We start from the raw sequence: 20,189 nt of genomic DNA, 5'->3' as shown, positions 1-20,189 counted from the left end.
CCGTTACGGGAATACTATTTCTTGGTCGTCGTCTTCTTGGGCGGCGTGAACTCGAAGTGCCAGGCCTCTCCGAAGCTGTTGCCGACCGGGTACCAGCCGTACGAGGGGCCGTACTTGTCGGCCCAGCGCTTCTGGATGCTGCCCGACTCGTTGACGTGCGAGTTGAGGTCGACCGCCAGGCCCCAGCCGTGGATGCTCGTGCCGGGCACTGCGGCGACCGAGACGTTCTTCTTCTTCGTCCAGTACTTGCCCTTGTACTCGATGCTGTTCTTGACCTTCTTCGAGTGCGCCACGTAGCGGGCGTTCCAGATCTTCACCTGCGTGCCGTAGGAGCGGTACGCCTCGGTGATCCCGAGCTCGTAGCCGAAGCGCTTCTTGAAGGCCGCGTTCATGGAGCCGTAGCCGGCCGCCGCATCGATTCGCAGGTGGCCGTTCGGAACCGCGATCATCTTCGAGAGCGGGATGTTGCCGTTGGAGTAGCCGCCCCAGGCGCCGTTGGCGTGAGCAGGAGTCGCGGACTGGCCCAGGACGATGCCGAAGGCGAGCAGGAGGCCGAGCACGATGATGACGAGCCGACGCCGCGACGAGGAGAGTGTGATCGTCGAAAAAGTCATGCCTCGAGGCTCGCATCATCCTTCAGGATGATCTCCCCCCAGAGCGGGCGGCCCCAGTACAGGGGGAGCGACGGCGTGGCGCCTTGAATCGTGGGGCCGACTGCGGGACTTGAACCCGCAACCTGCTGTTTACAAGACAGCTGCGCTACCAATTGCGCCAAGTCGGCAAGTGCCGCAAGTCTAAACGACGCCGGCGGGCCCTCGCGATGCGAGCGGCCCGCCGGAGGGCTTACGCTAGAGGCAGTTCGAAGCCTGAGGAGCCCCGTTTGTCTAACATCGTCATCGCCGTTGTCGCCATCGCGCTGTTCATCTTCGGCATCTTCTGCTTCGGCCTCGCGTTCCAGGTGCCCGAGGCGTGGCGCATGCTCACGTTCTTCGGCGGCATCATCGCCTGCACCGTCGCGCTCTTCATCCCGATGACGTTCGTCGGTCGCAGCAACCGCTCCTGGTAGGCATCGGGCCCGTGCTCGTCAGAGCCCGCCGATGAAGTCGGCCGCGTCGATCAGCTTCCGCGGCTTGCGGTCTGCCTCGTTGGAGCCGCCCACGTAGAGCCAGCCCAGCAGCTTCTCGTTCTTCGAGAGCTTGTGCGCCTTCGCGACCTTCTTGTCGCGGGTGTGCGACCCGGTGCGCCAGAACACGCCCCACCCGGCCTCGTCGAGCAGCAGGCTCAGGAGATGCGCGACGCCGGACGTGACGGACTCCTGCTCCCACTCGGGCACCTTGCTGCTTGAGCGCGGCGACGACACGACGGCGATCACGAGTGGCGCGCGCAGCAGACGCCTCGCGCCGCGGTCAGCCTTGTCGCCCCTCGCGCCGCCGGCCTTGGCCAGTGCACGGCCAACCGTCAGGCGGTCGTCGCCGCGGAGCTCGATCAGCCGCCAGGGACGAAGACCCGAGTGGTCGGCCACGGTGCCCGCCGCGGTCACGAGCTCGAGAAGCTCGGCCCGCGTCGGCGACTCGTCGTTGACGCGCGACCGCGAGCGGCGCCGCAGCGCCGCCTCGCGGACGGGCGCCGCGGTCGCTGAAGCGTGGCTCACGCCTCGTCGGCCTGGAAGTTCAGCGAGATGCTGTTCATGCAGTAGCGGTCGCCGGTCGGCGTGCCGAAGCCGTCGTCGAAGACGTGGCCCAGGTGCGACCCGCAGTTCGCGCAGCGGACCTCGGTGCGGACCATGCCGAGCGACTTGTCCTCGATGAGCTGGACCGCCTCGGGGCGGATCGACTCGTAGAACGACGGCCAGCCGCAGCCGGAGTCGAACTTCGTGCCGGCCTTGAACAGCTCGGCGTTGCAGGCGGCACAGGTGTACAGGCCGGCGCGGCTCTCGTCGAGCAGCTCGCCCGTCCAGGGGCGCTCCGTCGCAGCCTGGCGCAGCACGGCGAACTCGTCGGCGCTGAGCTCCTCGCGCCATTCGGCGTCCGACTTGGCGACCGCGTAGTTGGTGGTCTCGGCGTCCATGGGGATGCTCCTTCGTCTCGGGGCCGGCGTCTCCCGTGGCTCGGGAGTTTTCGGCCTCCCCATTCAACACTGAATGCCCGCCGATGATTCCGTGAGTCGGCCCGGCGTCGGCTGAGTGGCCCGTACGGTGTGGGGGTGAGTCTTGCCCAGCGGTTCCTGTCGTTCGCCGAGGCGTCCGAGGCGTCGGGTTCGCCCCTGTACGCGGAGTGGGCCCGCGGCGTCGCCTCCGATCCGGAGCTCCTGGCCGTCGTCGAGCGGGCACCGGCGGCCAAGCGGCAGCCGGCCCTCGTCTTCGCTGCGACGAGGTACCTGGGCGGTCCGGTCGACGCGTTCCCGGTCGTCCGGGCCTGGATGCTCCGGAATGCCGTCGCGATCGTGGCCGAGCTCGAGATCCGCTTCACGCAGACCAACGACGTCCGGCGCACCGGCCCCGTCGCGGCAGCCCTGGCGCTCGCCGGGGTCGACGGCCCGGTCACGCTCCTCGAGGTCGGAGCCTCCGCCGGACTCGGCCTCTACCCCGACCGCTACGACATCCGCGTGGGCGCCGCCCGGCTCGGCGACCCCGAGAGCCGAGTGCACGTCGCGGTCGACGTCCTCCCCGGGGCGCGGGAACCCGCCCTCCCCGCCCTCCCGCCCATCGCCGCGCGCTTCGGCCTCGACCTCGCCCCCGTCGACCCGAGGCGCCCGGGGGAGCTCCACTGGCTCGAGATGCTCCTCCCGCCCGAGCGCACCGACCGGGTCGAGCTGCTCCGCGACGCCGTCGACGTGCTCCTCGACGACCCGGCCCCGGTGATCGCAGGCGATGCGGTGCAGGAACTCCCCGACCTCGTCGCCCTCGCCCCTCCGGGCACCACGCCCGTCGTCGTCACCTCGGGCACCCTCGTCTACCTGCCCGGCGCGCGGCGGCAGGCCTTCGTCGACCTGGTCGCCGGGCTCGGCGTGCGGTGGGTGTCGTACGAGAGGTCGGGCCTCTTGACGGGGGTGGCCTCGACGGTGCCCGTTCCTGCGCCCTCTGCTTCTGACCCCGACGCGTTCGCGACCCTCGCGCTCGACGGGACGGCACTCGCCGTCGGCGACGCCCACGGCACCCGCCTGCGGTGGCTCCCTTCTGCGTCGCCCGACGCGTGTCGCCACGGTGGCGGAGCCCGGCCGACCTAGGATGTGCGGGACCGAAGGGTGAGACGATGCAGCAGGGCGAGGCACGATCGGCCGGTCTGAGCGACCGCGACCGGCGGATCCTCGACTTCGAGCAGCACGCGCCCGTCTCGCCCCCGCGCAAGGCCGCCGCGATCCGCTCGGAGCTGGGGCTCACGGCACCGCGGTACCAGCAGCTGCTCGGCTCACTCATAGAAAAACCGGGTGCACTGGCCTACGCGCCGATGCTGGTCGGGCGGCTGCTCCGTCTCCGCGACGCCCGGGACCACGCGCGCAGCACCCGGACCTTCGGGCGCTGACTTCGAACGGCACCTGCCCGAACCACGAAAAGACCTGACACGCATGGCCAAGTTCCCGACCGACCGCTTCGACGGCGTGCCCGACTCCCTGCTGCGCGTCGGCGCCCACCGCACCGGTGCGAAGCGCCACACCGGCCTCATCGTCTTCGCCTGGGCGGCCCTCGCCACCGGGATCCTGGTCGGCGCCGGCATCATCACGCTGACCGCCTTCAACGGCAGCTTCCAGTTCACCAGCGGATCGTCGAGCGCCTCGTCGGCTACGACGACGGCCACGGCGACCGCGACGTCGACTCCCAGCCCGACGGCCTCGGCGCTGACCGACCCGTCGAAGGTCGACCCCGCGAAGACCACGATCACGATCCTCAACGCGACCACCACCCCGGGGCTCGCCTCGGGCGCCGGCACGACGCTGAAGAACGCCGGCTGGACGGTCGGCAACGAGGGCAACGCGTCGTCGCAGGTGTCGACCTCGGTCGTGTACTACGACGACTCCGCGGCCGACAACGAGTCGATCGCCCTCGGCGTCGCGAAGAGCCTCGGCATCGACACCGTGCAGGCATCGACGGCCTTCCCGGGTGCGACCATCACGGTCGTGCTGGGAGCGGACTTCACCGCCTCGTCGTAGCGTCAGCACCGGGCTGTACCCCTCGATTGCGCCGCTTGTATGACGCGAAATGACGGGTGTGGTTACGTCCGTGTAAACAACCCTCGTCGGGGTACGTGAACGGCTCTCGTCTTTCATTACTATCTGGAACCAATCGGCACCCCGCGCCTGGGCTCGTGCCGTCTGCCAGACAGCTAGGGAGTACGAAAATGGCCAACGGAACCGTCAAGTGGTTTAACGCCGAGAAGGGCTACGGGTTCATCACCGTCGAGGGGGACGGACAGGATGTCTTCGTCCACTACTCGGCCATCGACATGAGCGGATACAAGGTTCTCGAAGAGGGTCAGGCCGTCGTGTTCGAGGTCGGCACCGGCAACAAGGGTCCTCAGGCGGAGGCAGTGCGCCTCGCCTGACCCGCGGAACCCTCGAGACGGCGTCGCTCCCCACCGGGAGCGGCGCCTTTTCGCTTGCTGTCGACGCGCGCGGATTCGCTTGCACTCGATAGGTGAGAGTGCCAGAATCAATTGGCACTCGTGATTATCGAGTGCCAATGGCTCACCTGTTTCACGGCACCAGCCGGGGCTACCTGCCCCACGACGTCCGGGAGGGACGAAAAACCACATGGCTAAGATCATTGCTTTTGACGAAGAGGCCCGACGCGGCCTCGAGCGCGGCCTGAACATTCTCGCCGACGCTGTGAAGGTCACGCTCGGCCCGCGCGGTCGCAACGTCGTCCTCGAGAAGAAGTGGGGCGCCCCCACGATCACGAACGACGGTGTCTCGATCGCCAAGGAGATCGAGCTCGACGACCCGTATGAGAAGATCGGCGCCGAGCTGGTCAAGGAGGTCGCCAAGAAGACCGACGACGTCGCCGGTGACGGCACGACGACGGCCACCGTCCTCGCCCAGGCTCTCGTCCGTGAGGGCCTCCGCAACGTCGCCGCCGGCGCCGACCCGATCAGCCTCAAGCGCGGCATCGAGAAGGCCGTCGCGGCCGTCTCGGCCCAGCTGCTCGAGAACGCCAAGGAGATCGAGACCAAGGACGAGATCGCTGCGACCGCGTCCATCTCGGCCGCCGACCCCACCATCGGCGCGCTCATCGCCGAGGCGATCGACAAGGTCGGCAAGGAGGGCGTCGTCACCGTCGAGGAGTCGAACACCTTCGGCACCGAGCTCGAGCTCACCGAGGGCATGCGCTTCGACAAGGGCTACCTGTCGCAGTACTTCGTCACCGACCCCGAGCGCCAGGAAGCCGTCTTCGAAGACGCCTACATCCTGATCGTCAACTCGAAGATCTCGAACATCAAGGATCTCCTTCCTGTCGTCGACAAGGTCATCCAGTCGGGCAAGCAGCTCCTCATCATCGCCGAGGACGTCGACGGAGAGGCTCTCGCGACCCTCGTCGTCAACAAGATCCGCGGCATCTTCAAGTCGGTCGCCGTCAAGGCCCCCGGCTTCGGCGACCGTCGCAAGGCGCAGCTGCAGGACATCGCGATCCTCACCGGCGGCCAGGTCATCTCGGAAGAGGTCGGCCTCAAGCTCGAGAACGCCACGCTCGACCTGCTGGGCAAGGCCCGCAAGGTCATCATCACCAAGGACGAGACGACCATCGTCGAGGGTGCTGGCGACGAAGAGATGATCGCCGGCCGCGTCAAGCAGATCCGCGCCGAGATCGAGAACACCGACAGCGACTACGACCGCGAGAAGCTCCAGGAGCGCCTCGCCAAGCTCGCCGGCGGCGTCGCTGTCATCAAGGCCGGAGCCGCCACCGAGGTGGAGCTCAAGGAGCGCAAGCACCGCATCGAAGACGCAGTGCGCAACGCGAAGGCCGCCGTCGAAGAGGGCATCGTCGCCGGTGGTGGCGTCGCCCTCATCCAGGCCGGCAAGACCGCGCTCGAGACCCTCGTGCTCGAGGGCGACGAGGCGACCGGCGCGAACATCGTCAAGGTCGCCATCGACGCTCCGCTCAAGCAGATCGCCTTCAACGCGGGCATGGAGCCCGGCGTCGTGGCCGACAAGGTCCGCAACCTGCCCGTCGGCTGGGGCCTCAACGCCGCCACCGGCGAGTACGTCGACATGCTGGCCGCCGGCATCATCGACCCCGCCAAGGTGACGCGCTCCGCTCTGCAGAACGCCGCTTCGATCGCCGGCCTCTTCCTCACCACCGAGGTCGTCGTCGCCGACAAGCCCGAGAAGGTCTCGGCTCCGGCCGGCGACCCCACGGGTGGCATGGACTTCTAAGTCCGACTGCGTCGAAGGCCGGTTCCCCCTCGGGGGAGCCGGCCTTTGTCGTTGGCGCGGGTCGGCGTCGTCGCCCAGGCAAGGATTCGCGGGGTAGACGTCCTTGTGGCGGGCGCAGGAACTAGCCGTTCTCCTTGTGGGGCGTACAGACGCGGGGAACGATCCTGTCCTACGAGCACAGCGTCCTTCGCAGAGGACCGCGCGCGCGGCTACGCGGCGGGGGCGGCGGGGAGCAGGGGCAGCGAGACGCGGAAGGTGGCGCCGCCGCCGGGGGTGTCGAACACGTCCACCTCGCCGTGGTGCGCGGCGACGATTCCCGAGACGATGGCCAGGCCGAGGCCCGAGCCGCCCGTGTCGCGGGTGCGCGACGAGTCGGCGCGCCAGAAGCGCTGGAAGATCTTCTCGCGGATCTGCGGGGGGATCCCCTCGCCGTGGTCGATGACGTCGATCGTCGCCATGCCTCGCCCGGGGTCGGCCTGCACGGCCAGCTCGATGGGCGCATCGTGGTCCGTGAACCGCATCGCGTTGCCCATGAGGTTGGTGACGACCTGGCGGATCTTGTTTTCCTCGCCGAGCACGACGGGGTTCACGACGGGGCGGCGCTCGAGGCTGAGGCGGGGACCTCTGAGCCCCGGACGGCCGGGCTCGGGAGCTGTCTCGGCGCCCGCCTCGGTGGCGCGGGCTCTGCGGCTGCGAAGGCGCGCGAGAGTGGCGCCGGCGAAGGCGATGGGGCCGGTCGCGCCGGGAGGCGACGCCGGGAAGGACGCGTCGGACCCGAACACGTACTCCTCGCCGATGGCTCCGCCGCCCGGCATCACGGGCTCGCGCACGATGACGCGGATCTCGCGGTCGGTGTTCGAGGCCATGGTGTCGAGCGCGGAGTCGCGGGCGATCGTGACCAGGTCGACGGGGCCGAGCTCGAGCGGCTTCGACTCGTCGAGGCGTGCGAGCTGCAGGAGGTCTTGCACGAGGCCGCCCATGCGGATGGCCTCCTTCTCGATGCGGTCCATCGCCTGGGCCACGTCTTCGGGCTTCGTCAGCGCGCCCATGCGGTAGAGCTCGGCGTAGCCGCGGAGCGAGACGAGGGGGGTGCGCAGCTCGTGGCTGGCATCGCCGACGAAGCGCCGCATCTGGTCGATGGTCTTCGCGCGGTCGTCGAACGAGCGGTCGATCCGCGCGAGCATCGTGTTGAGCGACCGGTTGAGACGGCCGACCTCGGTGTGGGGCGAGGTCGTGTCGAGCCGTTGGCTGAAGTCGCCGTCGGCGAAGCGCGCTGCGGTGTCTTCGACGTCGCGCAGCGGCGCGAAGGTCGACGTCACCAGGAGCCGCGTGATCGCGGCGCCGAGCACGACGACCGACAGGCCGAAGCCCAGGAAGATGTAGGTGAACCGCGAGATGGTCGAGTTGGTCGTCGCGAGGTTCTGGCCGGTGATGATCGTGGCGGAGATGGTGCCGTTCGTCGCCTGGTTCTGGAGATCGGGGTGCGACGCCGCGTACAGGCGCCACTCCTGCGTGCCGCTCTTGTTGTAGCCGTTGAAGGCAGCGTCGTGAGTCGCCGCGACCTTGCCAGTGAAGTCGGGAAGGTACGGCGCGGAGCCGAGAGGGACGAGGTCTTTGGCGTTGTCGCAGATCAGTGTTCCGTCATCAGCGACGAGCGCGATGTAGCTGGTCTTGTAGCTGCCGAACTCGGCGGTGCAGTAAGCGCTGTCCTCGCCCGTCCAGGTCGAGTAGCCGGTCGCGGCGGCCTTCAGGTCGCGATCCACCTGCCCGTAGAGATAGGTGCTCAGCACGGTCATCGTGCCGAGACCCGCGACGAGCAGCCCGAGGGTCACCAAGCAGACCGTGATCCCGGTGATCTTCGTGCGGATGGAGATCTCGCTCCACCACTGCGACAGGCGTGAGTGCATAGACGGACGAGATTAGGCGATGAGCCTGGGATTTCGGCTCAGCACGCGTCAGGCCTTGGCGGCCTTCAGCATGTAGCCGAAGCCGCGCTTCGTCTGAATGATCGGCTCGGCCGAGAACTGGTCGAGCTTGCGGCGCAGGTACGAGATGTAGCTCTCGACGATGCCGGCGTCGCCGTTGAAGTCGTACTCCCACACGTGGTCGAGGATCTGCGCCTTCGACAGCACGCGGTTGGGATTGAGCATGAGGTAGCGCAGCAGCTTGAACTCGGTGGGGCTGAGCTCGATTGCCGTGTCGCCGATGGTGACCTCGTGGGTGTCCTGGTCCATCGTGAGCTCGCCGGCGCGGATGATCGCGTCTTCGTCCTCGTTCATGGTGCGGCGCAGGATCGCCTTGATGCGCGCGACGATCTCGTCGAGGCTGAACGGCTTGGTGACGTAGTCGTCGCCGCCGACGGTGAGGCCGGTGATCTTGTCCTCGGTGTCATCCTTGGCGGTGAGGAACAGGATCGGCGACGTGTAGCCCGACGAGCGGAGGCGCTTCGTGACGCCGAAGCCGTTCATGTCGGGGAGCATGACGTCGAGGATGATCAGGTCGGGCTCTTCTTCGAGAACGGCCGAGATCGCCTGGGCTCCGTTGCCGACGGCACGGACCGCGAAGCCGGCGAAGCGCAGGCTCGTGGTCAGCAGGTCGCGGATGTTGGGCTCGTCGTCAACGATAAGGATCTTGGGGCCGTCGCTCATGCCTCTTAGTATCTGCGCGGCGCCTAAGCGTTTGCTGGGAGGGGGTGGGGCGGGGGGTGGTAGCGCGCTGGCGGCTGGCCGGGGCGACGGGTGTCGCAGTTCCTGCGCCCGCCGTGTCGGAGCCGGGCTGGACGGCTCGGGCTCAGGCGGCGAGCAGGGGGCTGTCGAGGATCGTGTAGCTGTAGCCCTGCTCGGCGAGGAAGCGCTGACGGTTCTGGGCGAAGTCCTGGTCGACGGTGTCGCGGCTCACGAGCGTGTAGAAGCTGGCGGGGATGCCCGACTTCTTGGGTCGGAGCAGACGGCCGAGGCGCTGCGCCTCTTCTTGGCGGGAGCCGTACGAGCCGGAGACCTGGATCGCGACCGTCGCCTCGGGGAGGTCGACCGAGAAGTTGGCGACCTTCGACACGACGAGCACCTTCACCTCGCCGTCGCGGAACGCCTGGAAGAGCCGCTGACGCTCGTCGACCGGGGTCGCGCCGGTGAGCTTCGGGGCGTCGAGGGTCTCGGCCAGCTCGTCGATCTGGTCGAGGTACTGGCCGATCACGAGGATCTGCTCGCCCTCGTGCCGCTTCACGAGCTCCTTGACGACGTCGAGCTTGATCGGCGCCGTCGCCGCGAGGCGGTAGCGCTCGTCGTCGGCCGAGGCCGCGTACTCGAGCCGGGCCTCCTGGGGCAGGTCGACGCGCACCTCGTAGCAGCTGGCGGGGGAGATGTAGCCCTGGGCCTCGATCTCCTTCCACGGGGCGTCGAAGCGCTTCGGTCCGATGAGGCTGAACACGTCGCCCTCGCGGCCGTCCTCGCGCACGAGCGTTGCGGTGAGGCCGAGGCGACGGCGGGCCTGGAGCTCGGCGGTCAGCTTGAACACGGGCGCGGGCAGCAGGTGCACCTCGTCGTAGACGACGAGGCCCCAGTCGTTGGCGTCGAGGAGGGAGAGGTGGGTGTACTTGCCGGCCCGTCGCGCGGTGAGGATCTGGTAGGTCGCGATGGTGACCGGCTTGATCTCCTTCACGGCGCCGGAATACTCGCCGATCTCGTCTTCGGTGAGCGTGGTGCGCTTGAGCAGCTCGTCGCGCCACTGCCGGGCGCTGACGGTGTTCGTCACCAGGATCAGCGTGTTCGTCTTGGCCTGCGCCATGGCACCCGCGCCGACGAGGGTCTTGCCGGCGCCGCAGGGGAGCACGACGACGCCCGAGCCGCCCTCGAAGAAGTTGTCGACGGCCTTCTGCTGGTAGTCGCGGAGGTTCCAGTCGGCGGTGTCGAGGTCGATCGCGTGCGGCGTGCCCGGGGTGTAGCCCGCGTGATCTTCGGCCGGCCAGCCGAGCTTGATGAGCTGCTGCTTGACCTCGCCGCGTGCCCAGGGCAGGAGCTCCCACAAGTCGTCGGCCCGCTTGACGCCGAGCAGCTCGCCGATCTTCTTGGAGCGGGTGACCTCGTTGAGCACGGCCTTGTCGGTGCCGCGCAGGAGCAGCTGGTCGCCGTCGCGCTCGATCACGATGCGGCCGTAGCGACCCACCGTCTCGGAGATGTCGACCGTGACGCTCTGCGGCACCGGGAACTTCGAGTACCGGTTGAGCGTCTCGAGCATGTCGTCGGACGAGTGGCCGGCGGCCCGGGCGTTCCACAGGCCGAGGCGCGTGATCCGGTACGTGTGCACGTGCTCGGGGGCGCGCTCGAGCTCGGCGAAGACGGAGAGGTCGTGCCGGGCGTCCTCGGCATCGGGGTGAGCGACTTCGAGGAGCACGGTGCGGTCGCTCTGGACGATGAGGGGGCCTGTCACAAAGAATCAGTCTATGCAGGGCTGCTCCGCGCCAGCCGGGTGGGGGTACGTGTTCGCGGTGGGCGTCTCTGTGGCCCGCTCGGGCTCGCCCCGGGCCCGCCGCTAGTCGTGATCGGGCGTGGCGACGCCGACGATGCTCGACAGCGGCAGCGTCCGCTCGATGTCCGACTTGCGGTCGCGCCCCCGGAGGCGTCCGCCGCCGACGCCGGTCGGCTCGATCTGCAGGTCGGTGGTCGTGCCGTCGGGCATCGCGACCGACACGACGACGGTCATGCGGCTCTTCACGGCGGCGTCGAGCTGCCGGGCGATCCAGGCGCGCTCGGTGTCGTCGTCTGTGGCCGTCGCGGTCACGCGCTCGACCAGGCCGTCCAGAGGATCCGGCGACGGAGCCGACGCAGGTCGACGACCACGTCGCCGAGCCGGGGGCCGGACGGGATCGCCCGCCGCATCCTCGATCAGCACGGGGTACCGCTCGTCGCTCAGGGCCCAGTACACGGTCTCGGCGCTGAACCGGCACAGCATGCGGTGCGCGTCGACACGGATGAGCCCGAGCGGGTGCAGCGCCTGGTCGACCGAGACGGTGTCGAGCAGGGCGGCGTCGTCGCTCCGGAGCCGGCTCACGGCGCCGATGCGCCGGGCCACCTCGTCGAGCTCGGACGGCTCGAGGTCGTGCGCCCGGTACCGGCCGTGTCGCTGCGCGGTCTCGGTGATGAGGTAGTCGACCGGCTGCGGCATCCCCGTCGAAGACAGGGAGCGCAGGAACTCGCGCACCCCGTCGGCCGACTCGCCCTCCGTGAGCGCCTGCCGGATCCGCGCCTCGCTGATCCGGTACGTCGCCGCGAGCCCGGCGCTCTCGACGTCGGCGATCGTGCGGAGCCGCGCGTCGAGCGCGGGCGCCAGCGGGCCCGGCGCGACGACCGTGAGATCGTGCTGGAGGTAGACGTTCTCGATCGGCTCGGGCAGGAGCGCGCGCACGACGTCGGTCGCCGCCTCGAGGCCGTCGCCGAGGAGTGCGACCGCGGCGCTCGTCGGGCGCGAGTCGACGGTGAGCCCGAACAGCGCCGCCGAGCGCGCGAACGCCTCGAGCCGCTCGGTCACCCAGGCGCCGCCCGCCGGGAAGTACCAGGCGCTGAACGTGCGGAGCGGCTCGCCCCACGACGTCGAGCTGCGCTGGTCGAGCACGGTGCGGATCTCGCCCGGCAGCGCGCCCAGCCACGCGGCCACGAGCGCCGCCCAGCGGTCGGCCCACTCGGCGAGCAGCCAGTCGTCGGCGCGGGAGGTGGGGGCCCAGCCGTCCGGCCCCACGTCGACCAGGCCGGCGGAGCGCGCGGCGTCGAGGAGAGGGGCGACGTCGTCGACGTCGATGCGGGCGGCCTCGGCCAGGCGCCGCGTCTCCGGCAGCGCCAGACCGCCGCGCGCCAGCTGGCGCGCCGGGCTCTCGGACACCGCGCGCACGATCTCGGCGACCTCGACGACCACGGCGAAGAGGCGCTCGGCGCTCGCTGCGTCCTGCGCCGACCGGTCGACGTCGTCGACGGCCTCGAGGACGACCGGGGGAAGCGTCTCGGCCAGGGCCGGGAGCGACAGCGCGGGGTCGTCGTCGAGCGCCTCGATGACGGGCTCGTACGTGGTGATGACGCCGTCGCGGTCGAGCACGAGGAAGAGCCGCGTGAGCCGCTCGAGGGCGCGCTCGACGTCGGGCGGCGCCGTGGTGAAGGCGGGGTGGGCGGTGGCGGGGAGTTCCTGCGCCCGAGTGGGATGGGCGGCCGCGCGGAGCACCAGGAGCGCGACGCGGTCGAGCCGGGTGACGACCTCGCGCACCGACGGGCGGTCGAGCAGGACGTCGGCGAGATCGAACGCGTCTTTCACTGCGTTGGGGCGTGAGACCTGTCGCTCGCTCAGGCGCTCGGCGAGCTCGGAGCTCGGAAGGCGGCGGAGCTCGCCCGCGAGGTCGAGGGCGCTAGCCACGAGGCGCCTCTGCCTCGCCGTGGCGGCCGCGGATCAGCGTGAGGTCTCTCGGTTCTCTCGGCTGCGGCGCACCAGGCTGACGATGACGTACGAGATCAGCAGGAGCACTGCGATGGGGAACGCGAGGGCGGGGAGCACGGTGACCGTGGGCCAGATGCCGCTGTCGCGGTTGCCGATGCCGGCGGCGGCGCCGATCAGGATGATGGCGATGCAGACGACGCCCAGGCCGGCCACCGAGATGGCGGCGTACGACAGCACGCGCTCGACGCGGCGGATGCCGGTCGCAGCGTCGGCGGAGAGAGTCTTGGTAGCCACAGGCCCCAGCGTAGTCGGGGCGGCCCTGGCTGTGGCCCCGTATGCTGTAGGTCGCCCGCAAGGGCGCCCCGCAACCAAGGAGTTCAGTCATGCCCACCGGCAAGGTCAAGTTCTACGACGACGAGAAAGGCTTCGGCTTCATCTCCGGCGATGACGGCCAAGAGGTCTTCCTCCACGCGTCGGCCCTGCCCGCAGGCACGACCGGGGTGAAGGCCGGAGCCCGCCTCGAGTACGGCATCGCCGACGGCAAGAAGGGCGCGCAGGCGCTCTCGGTCCACGTGCTCGAGAAGGCCCCGAGCCTCGTCGAGCGCAACCGCCGCTCGGCCGAAGACATGGCGGTCATCGTCGAGGACCTCGTGAAGATGCTCGACGGCGTCGGCAACCGACTCCGCCGCGGCCGCTATCCCGAGAACGGCCCGCAGGTCGCCGCCGTGCTCCGCAAGATCGCGGACCAGCTCGATGCCTGAGGCGTTCGACTCGGCACGGGCCGACGACTACTACTCGCTCGCCCGCACGGCGCTGCTCGAGATCACGCGCGACGACACGATCGGCGAGCCGTTCGAGATCGTCGACGAGGGCGAGGGCGTCTCGACGGTCCGCTTCGAGAACACACTCCCCGGCTACCCGGGCTGGCTCTGGACCGTCAGCATCGCCGAGCTCGACGGCGAGGCGCCGAACGTGCTCGAGACCGAGCTGATTCCGACTGGCGACGCGCTCCTCGCACCCGACTGGGTGCCGTGGGTGGAGCGCCTCGCCGAGTACGAGGCCTCGCAGGAGGCTGCGGCCCACGCCGACGAGTCAGGTGAGGACGGCTCCGACGACTCCGACGACGACGACTCCGACGAGTCGGATGACTCAGGCGACGACGACGATCCCGACGACGATGACTTCGACGACGAAGACGACGACGAGTCGGACGACGAGGACGAGTCGGACGACGAGGACGAGTCGGACGACGAAGAAGAGAACGAGGACGGCGATGACCTCGCCCCTCGCGAGGAGTTCGACGGCATCGACGTCGAGGAGGCGGCTGAGGCCGCCGGCTTCGACCCGGCTGCGACCTCCGACGAGAAGTAGCCCCGACTCGGCGCATTCCCGAGGAGATCGGCGCGCCGACGGCGCCGGATCGGCATGCGCTGGCGGGATCCCGCGCCGGGCTCCTCGAGATCGGGAGGAGCCCGGGGCGGAGCACGCCTCGTGACGGCTAGAGCGCGCCGACCACGAACTCGATCGACTTGATCAGCTGACGCACGTCGTCGGGCTCGATGGCCGTGAACGTCGCTACGCGGAGCTGGTTGCGGCCGAGCTTGCGGTACGGCTCGGTGTCGACGATGCCGTTGGCGCGCAGTGCCGTGGCGACGGCGGCTGCGTCGATCGCGTCGTCGAAGTCGATCGTCGCGACGACCTGCGAGCGGTGGTCGGGGTCGACGACGAACGGCGTCGCGTAGTCGGAGGCGGTCGCCCAGTCGTACAGCGCCCCGGAGGACTCCCTGGTGCGGGCGTCGGCCCAGGCGAGCCCGCCGTTCTCGAGGATCCACCGCGTCTGGTCTTCGAGGAGGAGCAGGGTCGCGAGCGCCGGGGTGTTGAGGGTCTGGTTGAGACGCGAGTTGTCGACCGCGTTCTTCAGGCTCAGGAACTCGGGGATGTAGCGGTCGGTCGCGGCGATGCGCTCGATGCGCTCGATTGCCGCCGGCGACATGAGGGCGAACCACAGCCCGCCATCGGAGGCGAAGTTCTTCTGCGGCGCGAAGTAGTAGACGTCGGCTTCGGCCGCGTCGAACGCCGCTCCGCCCGCCGCACTGGTCGCGTCGATGACCGTGAGCGCCCCGGCGTCGCCGGCCACGCGCGTGACGGGAGCCATGACGCCGGTGGAGGTCTCGTTGTGCGGCCAGGCGTAGACGTCGACGCCCTCGACGACCTCGACCTCGGCGCGCGAGCCGCCGGCCGCGGTGATCACGTGCGGGGCCTCGAGCCAGGGGGCGCCGGCCGCCTTGGCGAACTTGGAGCCGAACTCCCCGAACGAGAGGTTCTCGGCGCGCTTCTCGATCAGGCCGAACGACGCGGCGTCCCAGAAGGCGGTCGAGCCGCCGTCGCCGAGGACGACCTCGTAGCCGTCCGGCAGGTCGAACAGGGTGCCGAGGTCGGCGCGGACGCGGCCGACGAGGTCTTTCACGGGAGCCTGGCGGTGCGAGGTGCCCAGGATCGACGCCCCGGAGGTCACGAGGTGCTCGAGCTGGGCTCCGCGGATCTTCGAGGGGCCGCAGCCGAATCGGCCGTCGGTGGGAAGGAGGTCGCGAGGAATCTGGATGTCCGCCATGCGAACGATGGTATCGATCGCAGGGTACCGGTCGGCCACCCTCAGACGACCCCCAGGTGATCCGGCCCTAAGGCGGGGGCCGGTAGGATCGGGTCCACGCGCGCGGACACCGGGGGCCCGGTGCCAGCAACGACCAGGAGGCACCGTTGACCGATCTCGTCGACACCACTGAGATGTACCTTCGCACGATCCTGGATCTCGAAGAGGAGAACATCGTGCCTCTTCGCGCCCGGATCTCGGAGAGGCTCGGTCACTCCGGCCCCACCGTCTCGCAGACCGTCGCCCGCATGGAGCGCGACGGCCTCGTCATCGTCTCGGGCGACCGCCACCTCGAGCTGACCACTGCCGGTCGCACGAAGGCGACCCATGTGATCCGCAAGCACCGCCTCGCCGAGCGCCTGCTCGCCGACGTGATCGGACTCGACTGGGCTCTCGTCCACGAAGAGGCCTGCCGGTGGGAGCACGTGATGAGCGAGCAGGTGGAGCGCCGTCTGCTCGACATGCTCGACCACCCGACCGAGTCGCCCTACGGCAACCCGATCCCGGGCCTCGACGAGCTCGGCGACTCGCCCGCCGGCCGCTTCATGGACGGCGTGATCTCGATCGTCGACGTGGCCTCGCAGAATCCCAGCGGAAAGTCAGGAACGATTCGTCGCCTTGCCGAGCCCGTGCAGTTCGAGCCGGACTTCCTCCAGCAGCTCCACGACAACGGGGTACAACCTGGCAAGACCGCCACGGTGTCGCAGGCAGGCACGTATGTGCGGGTTCAGGTGGAGGGGTACGACGACGCCATCGAGCTGTCCAGCGACGTCGCGGCGCACATCTACCTGGCTATCTGAAATCCACAAGGTCCCTTTACCTTTTCGTTACAAATGTCCTCCTTCAGGATGACACGGAGGTCGTACTCGGGTACGCTCGCCAAGTCCAAACAACCAGGAAGCCGGTTGCCGGGCCCGTGGCGAGACGTCTCGATTCCCATCTCTCGCCGTGAGTCGTTGATCCAACGAACGGATGGGTCGTGAGGCCCGGTCGCAGCTACAGCTGTGGCCGATTCACGTCGAGGCGCAGGAGATTCCCCCTCTTGAGCACTGGCATCACTACGACACCGCGCACGACGAGCTTCGTCGCCAGCCGGTCGACCCCTCGCACCGACCCGATCCGCACCGGCCCCGTCACGACGGTCACGGCGGACGCAGTCGTGGCTCCGGTCACCCGCCGCGCCGCTCGCGCCGCCGACAAGGCCCAGGCCAAGGCCGCCGCGTCGAGGCACTCCGTGAAGCGCACCGTCGCCAGCGTCGGCGCCCTGACCCTCGTCGCCGGTCTTCTGGGCACGATGGCGCTTCCCGCCTTCGCTCACACCCCCGGCGACAGCGACTCCTCGTCGGCCAGCACCGCGGCTGTCAACGCCGTGCGCGCCAACGGCTCGCAGTCCGTCTCCGTCGCCTCCGGCGTCAAGAACGCCAGCCTCTCGCGCGACGGCTACACGACCACCGTCCCGGTCGCTCCCGTCGTGCAGACGACCACGACTACGACGGCGACCACCCTCTCGACCACCGAGACCGCCGCCTCGACGGCCCAGCGCGCCTCGTTCGCCGCCAGCACCGCCTACACCGGCAAGACGGCCGCCGACTACCTGGCCTCGCCGTCGCACCCCGCGTTCTCGCTCGCCGCCGTCTACCAGACCGCGCTGCAGTACCAGGGCACCCCCTACGTCTTCGGCGGTGCGACGCCCTCCGGCTTCGACTGCTCCGGCTTCGTCATGTACGTCTACGCCCAGTACGGCATCTCGCTGGCCCACTCGGTGCCCGCGCAGTCTGCGGCTGGCACGATCATCTCCGAGGCCGATGCCGAGCCCGGCGACGTCGTCGTGCTCAACAACGGCAGCCACGACGGCTTCTACGCCGGCAACGGCATGATCCTCGACGCCCCCAAGCCCGGCGGTGTGGTGAGTGTCCGCCCGCTGTGGACCACCGACGTCCACTTCGTGCGATTCGGCATCAAGTAGGTCTTGCCGCATCGGCCCCTCTCCCGCGGGAGAGGGGCCGTTCGCGGTTAACACCCTGTAAACCGTTCTCGCCAGTGCTTTGCACCCGGCGGGACGTGTCGTAATGTGAGCGCAACGCAGATCGACGATCCACCAGGAGAGACCGCATGTCGCACCGAGCAGCCACTCGCACCATGGGTGCGCTGCTCAGCTGTGCCATACGGACCACGCGCCGAGGCCTGCACCATTCCGGTGTGCGCTTCGGCGCCCACGACTGAGCACCGCCACTGTGTGGCGGTGCTTTTTTCGTGGGCACCCCTGATGAATCGCTGAACCGCGCGAGATCGAATGCCTGGAAGCCGTCCAGGCCGTTTCGAAAGGGAACCAATGCGCACTCTTGTCCTGAACGCCGGTTACGAGCCTCTCGCTGTCGTGTCGTTCCGACGGGCCCTCGTGCTCGTCATGAGTCACAAGGCCACTGTCCTGGCCGCCGATGCCGATAATCCCGTGCACGGCGCCCGGTTCGAGTACGACCGGCCCTCCGTCATCGTCCTGACGCGGTACGTGCGCCTGCCGCACACGCGGCTCATCCCGGTCTCGCGTCGCGGCGTCCTCCGCCGTGACGCGCACCGCTGCGCCTACTGCGGCAAGGCGGCGACGACGATCGACCACGTGCAGCCCCGTTCGCGCGGCGGCGTCGACTCGTGGGAGAACCTCGTCGCCTGCTGCCTGCGCTGCAACAACCTCAAGAGCAACCGCACCCCGCTCGAGATGGGCTGGAGCCTGCGGTTCGTGCCGAAGGCGCCGCACGGCGTCGGCTGGGTGGTGCGCGGGGTAGAGCAGCCCCAGGCCGTCTGGGACGAGTACCTGACGGCGGCTTAGCCCTGCGGGGTGTCGACGCGGGTCAGGCGGCGGGCGGGCCCAGCGGGGCGGGGCCGAGCTCGTCGAGCAGACGCTGCATCGCGACGTAGGCCTTGTTGCGGTAGGCGACGAGTTCCTGCGCCCCGTCTTCGGTGTTGTCGAAGTAGCCGCCGCCCGATTTCGTGCCGAACCGGCCCTGCTCGACGAGCGCGTCGAGCCGCGGGGGAGTGGCGAAGCGCTCGGGGAAGTCGGTCTGCATCGACTCGTAGCAGAAGCGGTAGACGTCGAGTCCGGCCATGTCGGCGATGGCGAACGGCCCGAAGAACGGCAGCCGGAAGCCGAACGTGGTGCGCACGACGGTGTCGATGTCTTCGGCCGAGGCCACGCCTTCTTCGACGAGCTGGTTCGCTTCGCTGAACAGGGCGTACTGCAGGCGGTTGAGCACGAAGCCGGTGCGGTCGCCGATGCGGGCGGTCTGCTTGCCGGTGGCGCGCACGATGGTCTCAGCGGTGGCGATCGCCTGCTCGGTCGTCGTCGGGTGCGCGATCAGCTCGACGCCGGGGATGAACGGCGCCGGGTTCGAGAAGTGGATCCCGAGAAAGCGCTCCGGGTTGGTGACATGACCCGCGAGCTCGGTGATCGAGATCGTCGACGTGTTGCTGCCGATCAGTGCATCGGGTCGCGCGGCTGCGCTGATCCGGGCGAGCGTCGCACCCTTCAGCTCGATCTTCTCGGGCACGGCTTCTTCGATGAAGTCGGCGTCTGCGACGGCCTCCTCGATGCTCGCAGCGGCCCTCAGTCTCGGGCGCAGGAACTCGACGGCCCCGTCGCGCATCAACCCGTCGCGCTCGAAGTCGCCGGCCTCCCGCAGCAGCCGCTCGAGGTTGGACTCGGCGATCTCGGCTGACACGTCGGCGAGCACCACGTTCGCGCCGCTCAAGGCGAGCACCTGCGCGATGCCGCCGCCCATGTATCCGGATCCCACCACTGCGTACTCGGTCATCGGTTCTCCTTCTTCAGGGCCTTGAGCAGGCCTCGCAGGTACTTCTCGTTGGTTGCGCTGACGCTCAGGCCGTCTCCGCCGTAGTGCTCGCAGCAGAATGCGCCCGTGTAGCCGGAGGCCAGTGCGATCTTGATTGCCTCGCGGTAGCTGATGATGCCGAACTCCATCGGCGCAGGGCTGGCCACGTAGATCTCGTTCGCGCGGTCTTCGTCGCGGTAGTAGTTCTTGACGTGCCAGTAGTTCGCGTGGGGGAGCGTCTTCTCCAGGGCCTCGCGCCAGTCCTCGATCGGGCGGTGCAGGCGCACGAGGTTGCCGAGGTCGGGGTTGAGGCCGCAGTTCGGGCGGTCGATGTCGGTCTTGAGCCGGACCGCGGAGTCGGCGGTGCCGAGGTACGTGTCCTCGTACATCTCGAGAGAGAGCTCGATGTTCAGGTCTGCGGCGTGGTCGGCGAGTTCCTGAATCCGGGTCACTGCTTTGCGCCAGGTGTCGGCGTCGTCAGGGTCTTTGTGGCCGTCGACGGTCCAGAACCAGAGCTGCTGCTTCTGCGCCTCGGTGAGCGCCTGGTGAAGGCCGATGCTGACGGTGCCGACACCGAGGGCCGCGGCCGCATCGATGGTGCGGTGGGTGAAGGCGAGATTGTCTTGCCAGTTCTCGGCGTCGATGACACTGCGGCGGACCAGGCTGATCGCCGGCGTCGCAAGACCTGCGCTGGCCGCCTCGTGCTTCAGTGCGTCGAGCTGCTCGGCGCTCAGGTCGCCGACGCGGAGCCAGCCGTCGGTCAGGTCGACTGCCGTGAAGCCGGCCGCGCGCACCTCGTCGAACACCTCCCGCCAGGCTTCCGGCGGGTCGTCTTGAACGGTGGTGCCGTCGCGCTTCTGGTTGGGGAACTGCAGGAGCATCGCGGCGATGGGCCAGGTCTCGGCGGTGAGAGGCATGGGTGCACGCTATTC

General features: G+C 69.2%; 22 protein-coding genes and 1 tRNA gene. 11 read left to right on the top strand and 12 right to left on the bottom strand.

What is annotated here, in order from left to right; genetic code table 11:
- Window positions 1–14 precede the first annotated feature (14 nt).
- Together AC07TY_RS11360 and AC07TY_RS11355 are read right to left on the bottom strand one after the other, a co-directional pair.
- Window positions 15–614 carry a M15 family metallopeptidase gene (locus AC07TY_RS11360; protein WP_123506466.1) on the bottom strand — a complete coding sequence of 200 codons (600 nt, stop codon included), beginning with the start codon at window positions 612–614 and terminating at the stop codon, window positions 15–17.
- 91 nt (window positions 615–705) lie between these two features.
- Window positions 706–781 (bottom strand) — tRNA-Thr (locus AC07TY_RS11355).
- Between the two features lie 99 nt (window positions 782–880).
- Between AC07TY_RS11355 and AC07TY_RS11350 the strand changes: the two genes are divergently transcribed.
- Window positions 881–1,066, top strand: a complete 186-nt coding sequence (locus tag AC07TY_RS11350) for a hypothetical protein (RefSeq protein ID WP_123506465.1) — start codon at window positions 881–883, stop codon at window positions 1,064–1,066.
- Window positions 1,067–1,084: 18 nt separating this feature from the next.
- On the opposite strand, the gene AC07TY_RS11345 is transcribed toward AC07TY_RS11350, so the two are convergent.
- Together AC07TY_RS11345 and msrB are read right to left on the bottom strand one after the other, a co-directional pair.
- Window positions 1,085–1,651: a nitroreductase family protein gene (locus AC07TY_RS11345; protein ID WP_494785413.1), complete on the bottom strand. Its 567-nt coding sequence runs from the start codon at window positions 1,649–1,651 to the stop codon at window positions 1,085–1,087.
- On the bottom strand, window positions 1,648–2,067 hold the full coding sequence (gene msrB, locus AC07TY_RS11340; RefSeq protein ID WP_123506463.1) for a peptide-methionine (R)-S-oxide reductase MsrB: 420 nt from the start codon (window positions 2,065–2,067) through the stop codon (window positions 1,648–1,650). The genes AC07TY_RS11345 and msrB overlap by 4 nt, the downstream gene beginning before the upstream one ends.
- A 135-nt stretch (window positions 2,068–2,202) precedes the next feature.
- On the opposite strand from msrB, the gene AC07TY_RS11335 reads away from it, so the two are divergent.
- The 5 genes from AC07TY_RS11335 to groL all read left to right on the top strand — a co-directional run bounded on the left by AC07TY_RS11335 (window position 2,203) and on the right by groL (window position 6,366).
- A complete protein-coding gene (locus AC07TY_RS11335; protein ID WP_494785412.1) occupies window positions 2,203–3,225 on the top strand; it encodes a DUF2332 family protein in 1,023 nt (340 codons plus the stop codon).
- Between the two features lie 26 nt (window positions 3,226–3,251).
- Window positions 3,252–3,521 carry a DUF3263 domain-containing protein gene (locus tag AC07TY_RS11330; RefSeq protein WP_123506461.1) on the top strand — a complete coding sequence of 90 codons (270 nt, stop codon included), beginning with the start codon at window positions 3,252–3,254 and terminating at the stop codon, window positions 3,519–3,521.
- Between the two features lie 43 nt (window positions 3,522–3,564).
- On the top strand, window positions 3,565–4,146 hold the full coding sequence (locus AC07TY_RS11325; RefSeq protein ID WP_488625512.1) for a LytR C-terminal domain-containing protein: 582 nt from the start codon (window positions 3,565–3,567) through the stop codon (window positions 4,144–4,146).
- A 188-nt stretch (window positions 4,147–4,334) separates the two neighbouring features.
- A complete protein-coding gene (locus AC07TY_RS11320; protein WP_055963817.1) occupies window positions 4,335–4,538 on the top strand; it encodes a cold-shock protein in 204 nt (67 codons plus the stop codon).
- Window positions 4,539–4,746: 208 nt separating this feature from the next.
- A complete protein-coding gene (gene groL / locus AC07TY_RS11315) occupies window positions 4,747–6,366 on the top strand; it encodes a chaperonin GroEL (RefSeq protein WP_123506459.1) in 1,620 nt (539 codons plus the stop codon).
- Window positions 6,367–6,575: 209 nt separating this feature from the next.
- Here the strand turns inward: groL and AC07TY_RS11310 are convergent, their stop codons facing one another.
- The 5 genes from AC07TY_RS11310 to AC07TY_RS11290 all read right to left on the bottom strand — a co-directional run bounded on the left by AC07TY_RS11310 (window position 6,576) and on the right by AC07TY_RS11290 (window position 13,074).
- Window positions 6,576–8,273 (bottom strand): sensor histidine kinase, encoded by a 1,698-nt coding sequence (locus AC07TY_RS11310; protein ID WP_494785411.1) that lies wholly within the window; start codon window positions 8,271–8,273, stop codon window positions 6,576–6,578.
- 48 nt (window positions 8,274–8,321) lie between these two features.
- The gene (locus AC07TY_RS11305) at window positions 8,322–9,014 is read right to left on the bottom strand and encodes a response regulator transcription factor (protein WP_056056979.1); all 693 of its coding nucleotides are present in this window, start codon (window positions 9,012–9,014) and stop codon (window positions 8,322–8,324) included.
- A gap of 142 nt (window positions 9,015–9,156) precedes the next feature.
- Window positions 9,157–10,791: a DNA repair helicase XPB gene (locus AC07TY_RS11300; protein WP_123506457.1), complete on the bottom strand. Its 1,635-nt coding sequence runs from the start codon at window positions 10,789–10,791 to the stop codon at window positions 9,157–9,159.
- 102 nt (window positions 10,792–10,893) lie between these two features.
- Window positions 10,894–12,759 (bottom strand): helicase-associated domain-containing protein, encoded by a 1,866-nt coding sequence (locus tag AC07TY_RS11295; protein WP_494785410.1) that lies wholly within the window; start codon window positions 12,757–12,759, stop codon window positions 10,894–10,896.
- A gap of 33 nt (window positions 12,760–12,792) precedes the next feature.
- A complete protein-coding gene (locus tag AC07TY_RS11290; RefSeq protein ID WP_494785409.1) occupies window positions 12,793–13,074 on the bottom strand; it encodes a hypothetical protein in 282 nt (93 codons plus the stop codon).
- 89 nt (window positions 13,075–13,163) lie between these two features.
- Between AC07TY_RS11290 and AC07TY_RS11285 the strand changes: the two genes are divergently transcribed.
- A complete protein-coding gene (locus AC07TY_RS11285) occupies window positions 13,164–13,541 on the top strand; it encodes a cold-shock protein (protein WP_123506454.1) in 378 nt (125 codons plus the stop codon).
- Complete coding sequence (locus AC07TY_RS11280; RefSeq protein ID WP_494785408.1) at window positions 13,534–14,151, top strand: DUF3027 domain-containing protein; 618 nt, start codon at window positions 13,534–13,536, stop codon at window positions 14,149–14,151. Before AC07TY_RS11285 ends, AC07TY_RS11280 begins: the two co-directional genes overlap by 8 nt.
- Window positions 14,152–14,278: 127 nt before the next feature.
- Here the strand turns inward: AC07TY_RS11280 and serC are convergent, their stop codons facing one another.
- Complete coding sequence (serC, locus tag AC07TY_RS11275; protein ID WP_494785407.1) at window positions 14,279–15,391, bottom strand: phosphoserine transaminase; 1,113 nt, start codon at window positions 15,389–15,391, stop codon at window positions 14,279–14,281.
- A gap of 146 nt (window positions 15,392–15,537) precedes the next feature.
- Between serC and AC07TY_RS11270 the strand changes: the two genes are divergently transcribed.
- The 3 genes from AC07TY_RS11270 (at window position 15,538) to AC07TY_RS11260 (ending at window position 18,257) form a co-directional block, all read left to right on the top strand.
- Entirely contained in the window at window positions 15,538–16,230 is a 693-nt protein-coding gene (locus AC07TY_RS11270) for an iron-dependent transcriptional repressor DtxR (RefSeq protein WP_123506452.1), read from the top strand.
- 242 nt (window positions 16,231–16,472) lie between these two features.
- Window positions 16,473–17,396, top strand: a complete 924-nt coding sequence (locus AC07TY_RS11265) for a C40 family peptidase (RefSeq protein WP_494785406.1) — start codon at window positions 16,473–16,475, stop codon at window positions 17,394–17,396.
- Between the two features lie 366 nt (window positions 17,397–17,762).
- Window positions 17,763–18,257 (top strand): HNH endonuclease, encoded by a 495-nt coding sequence (locus AC07TY_RS11260; protein ID WP_488625520.1) that lies wholly within the window; start codon window positions 17,763–17,765, stop codon window positions 18,255–18,257.
- A 22-nt stretch (window positions 18,258–18,279) separates the two neighbouring features.
- Here the strand turns inward: AC07TY_RS11260 and AC07TY_RS11255 are convergent, their stop codons facing one another.
- Complete coding sequence (locus tag AC07TY_RS11255; protein WP_123506449.1) at window positions 18,280–19,239, bottom strand: 3-hydroxyacyl-CoA dehydrogenase family protein; 960 nt, start codon at window positions 19,237–19,239, stop codon at window positions 18,280–18,282.
- On the bottom strand, window positions 19,236–20,174 hold the full coding sequence (locus AC07TY_RS11250; RefSeq protein ID WP_494785405.1) for a sugar phosphate isomerase/epimerase family protein: 939 nt from the start codon (window positions 20,172–20,174) through the stop codon (window positions 19,236–19,238). Before AC07TY_RS11250 ends, AC07TY_RS11255 begins: the two co-directional genes overlap by 4 nt.
- Window positions 20,175–20,189 lie beyond the last annotated feature (15 nt).

This window comes from Frondihabitans sp. GW821-FHT04F02, from assembly GCF_059420045.1.
Note: the sequence above shows the minus strand (reverse complement) of the source record. Positions and strands in the feature narration are given on the sequence as shown.

Coding starts and splice junctions, on each gene's coding strand:
- AC07TY_RS11260 (WP_488625520.1), top strand. CDS start 17,763: ATGCGCACTCTTGTCCTGAACGCCGGTTACGAGCCTCTCGCTGTCGTG.
- groL (WP_123506459.1), top strand. CDS start 4,747: ATGGCTAAGATCATTGCTTTTGACGAAGAGGCCCGACGCGGCCTCGAG.
- msrB (WP_123506463.1), bottom strand. CDS start 2,067: ATGGACGCCGAGACCACCAACTACGCGGTCGCCAAGTCGGACGCCGAA.
- AC07TY_RS11330 (WP_123506461.1), top strand. CDS start 3,252: ATGCAGCAGGGCGAGGCACGATCGGCCGGTCTGAGCGACCGCGACCGG.
- AC07TY_RS11305 (WP_056056979.1), bottom strand. CDS start 9,014: ATGAGCGACGGCCCCAAGATCCTTATCGTTGACGACGAGCCCAACATC.
- AC07TY_RS11280 (WP_494785408.1), top strand. CDS start 13,534: ATGCCTGAGGCGTTCGACTCGGCACGGGCCGACGACTACTACTCGCTC.
- serC (WP_494785407.1), bottom strand. CDS start 15,391: ATGGCGGACATCCAGATTCCTCGCGACCTCCTTCCCACCGACGGCCGA.
- AC07TY_RS11360 (WP_123506466.1), bottom strand. CDS start 614: ATGACTTTTTCGACGATCACACTCTCCTCGTCGCGGCGTCGGCTCGTC.
- AC07TY_RS11325 (WP_488625512.1), top strand. CDS start 3,565: ATGGCCAAGTTCCCGACCGACCGCTTCGACGGCGTGCCCGACTCCCTG.
- AC07TY_RS11285 (WP_123506454.1), top strand. CDS start 13,164: ATGCCCACCGGCAAGGTCAAGTTCTACGACGACGAGAAAGGCTTCGGC.
- AC07TY_RS11310 (WP_494785411.1), bottom strand. CDS start 8,273: ATGCACTCACGCCTGTCGCAGTGGTGGAGCGAGATCTCCATCCGCACG.
- AC07TY_RS11255 (WP_123506449.1), bottom strand. CDS start 19,239: ATGACCGAGTACGCAGTGGTGGGATCCGGATACATGGGCGGCGGCATC.
- AC07TY_RS11250 (WP_494785405.1), bottom strand. CDS start 20,174: ATGCCTCTCACCGCCGAGACCTGGCCCATCGCCGCGATGCTCCTGCAG.
- AC07TY_RS11320 (WP_055963817.1), top strand. CDS start 4,335: ATGGCCAACGGAACCGTCAAGTGGTTTAACGCCGAGAAGGGCTACGGG.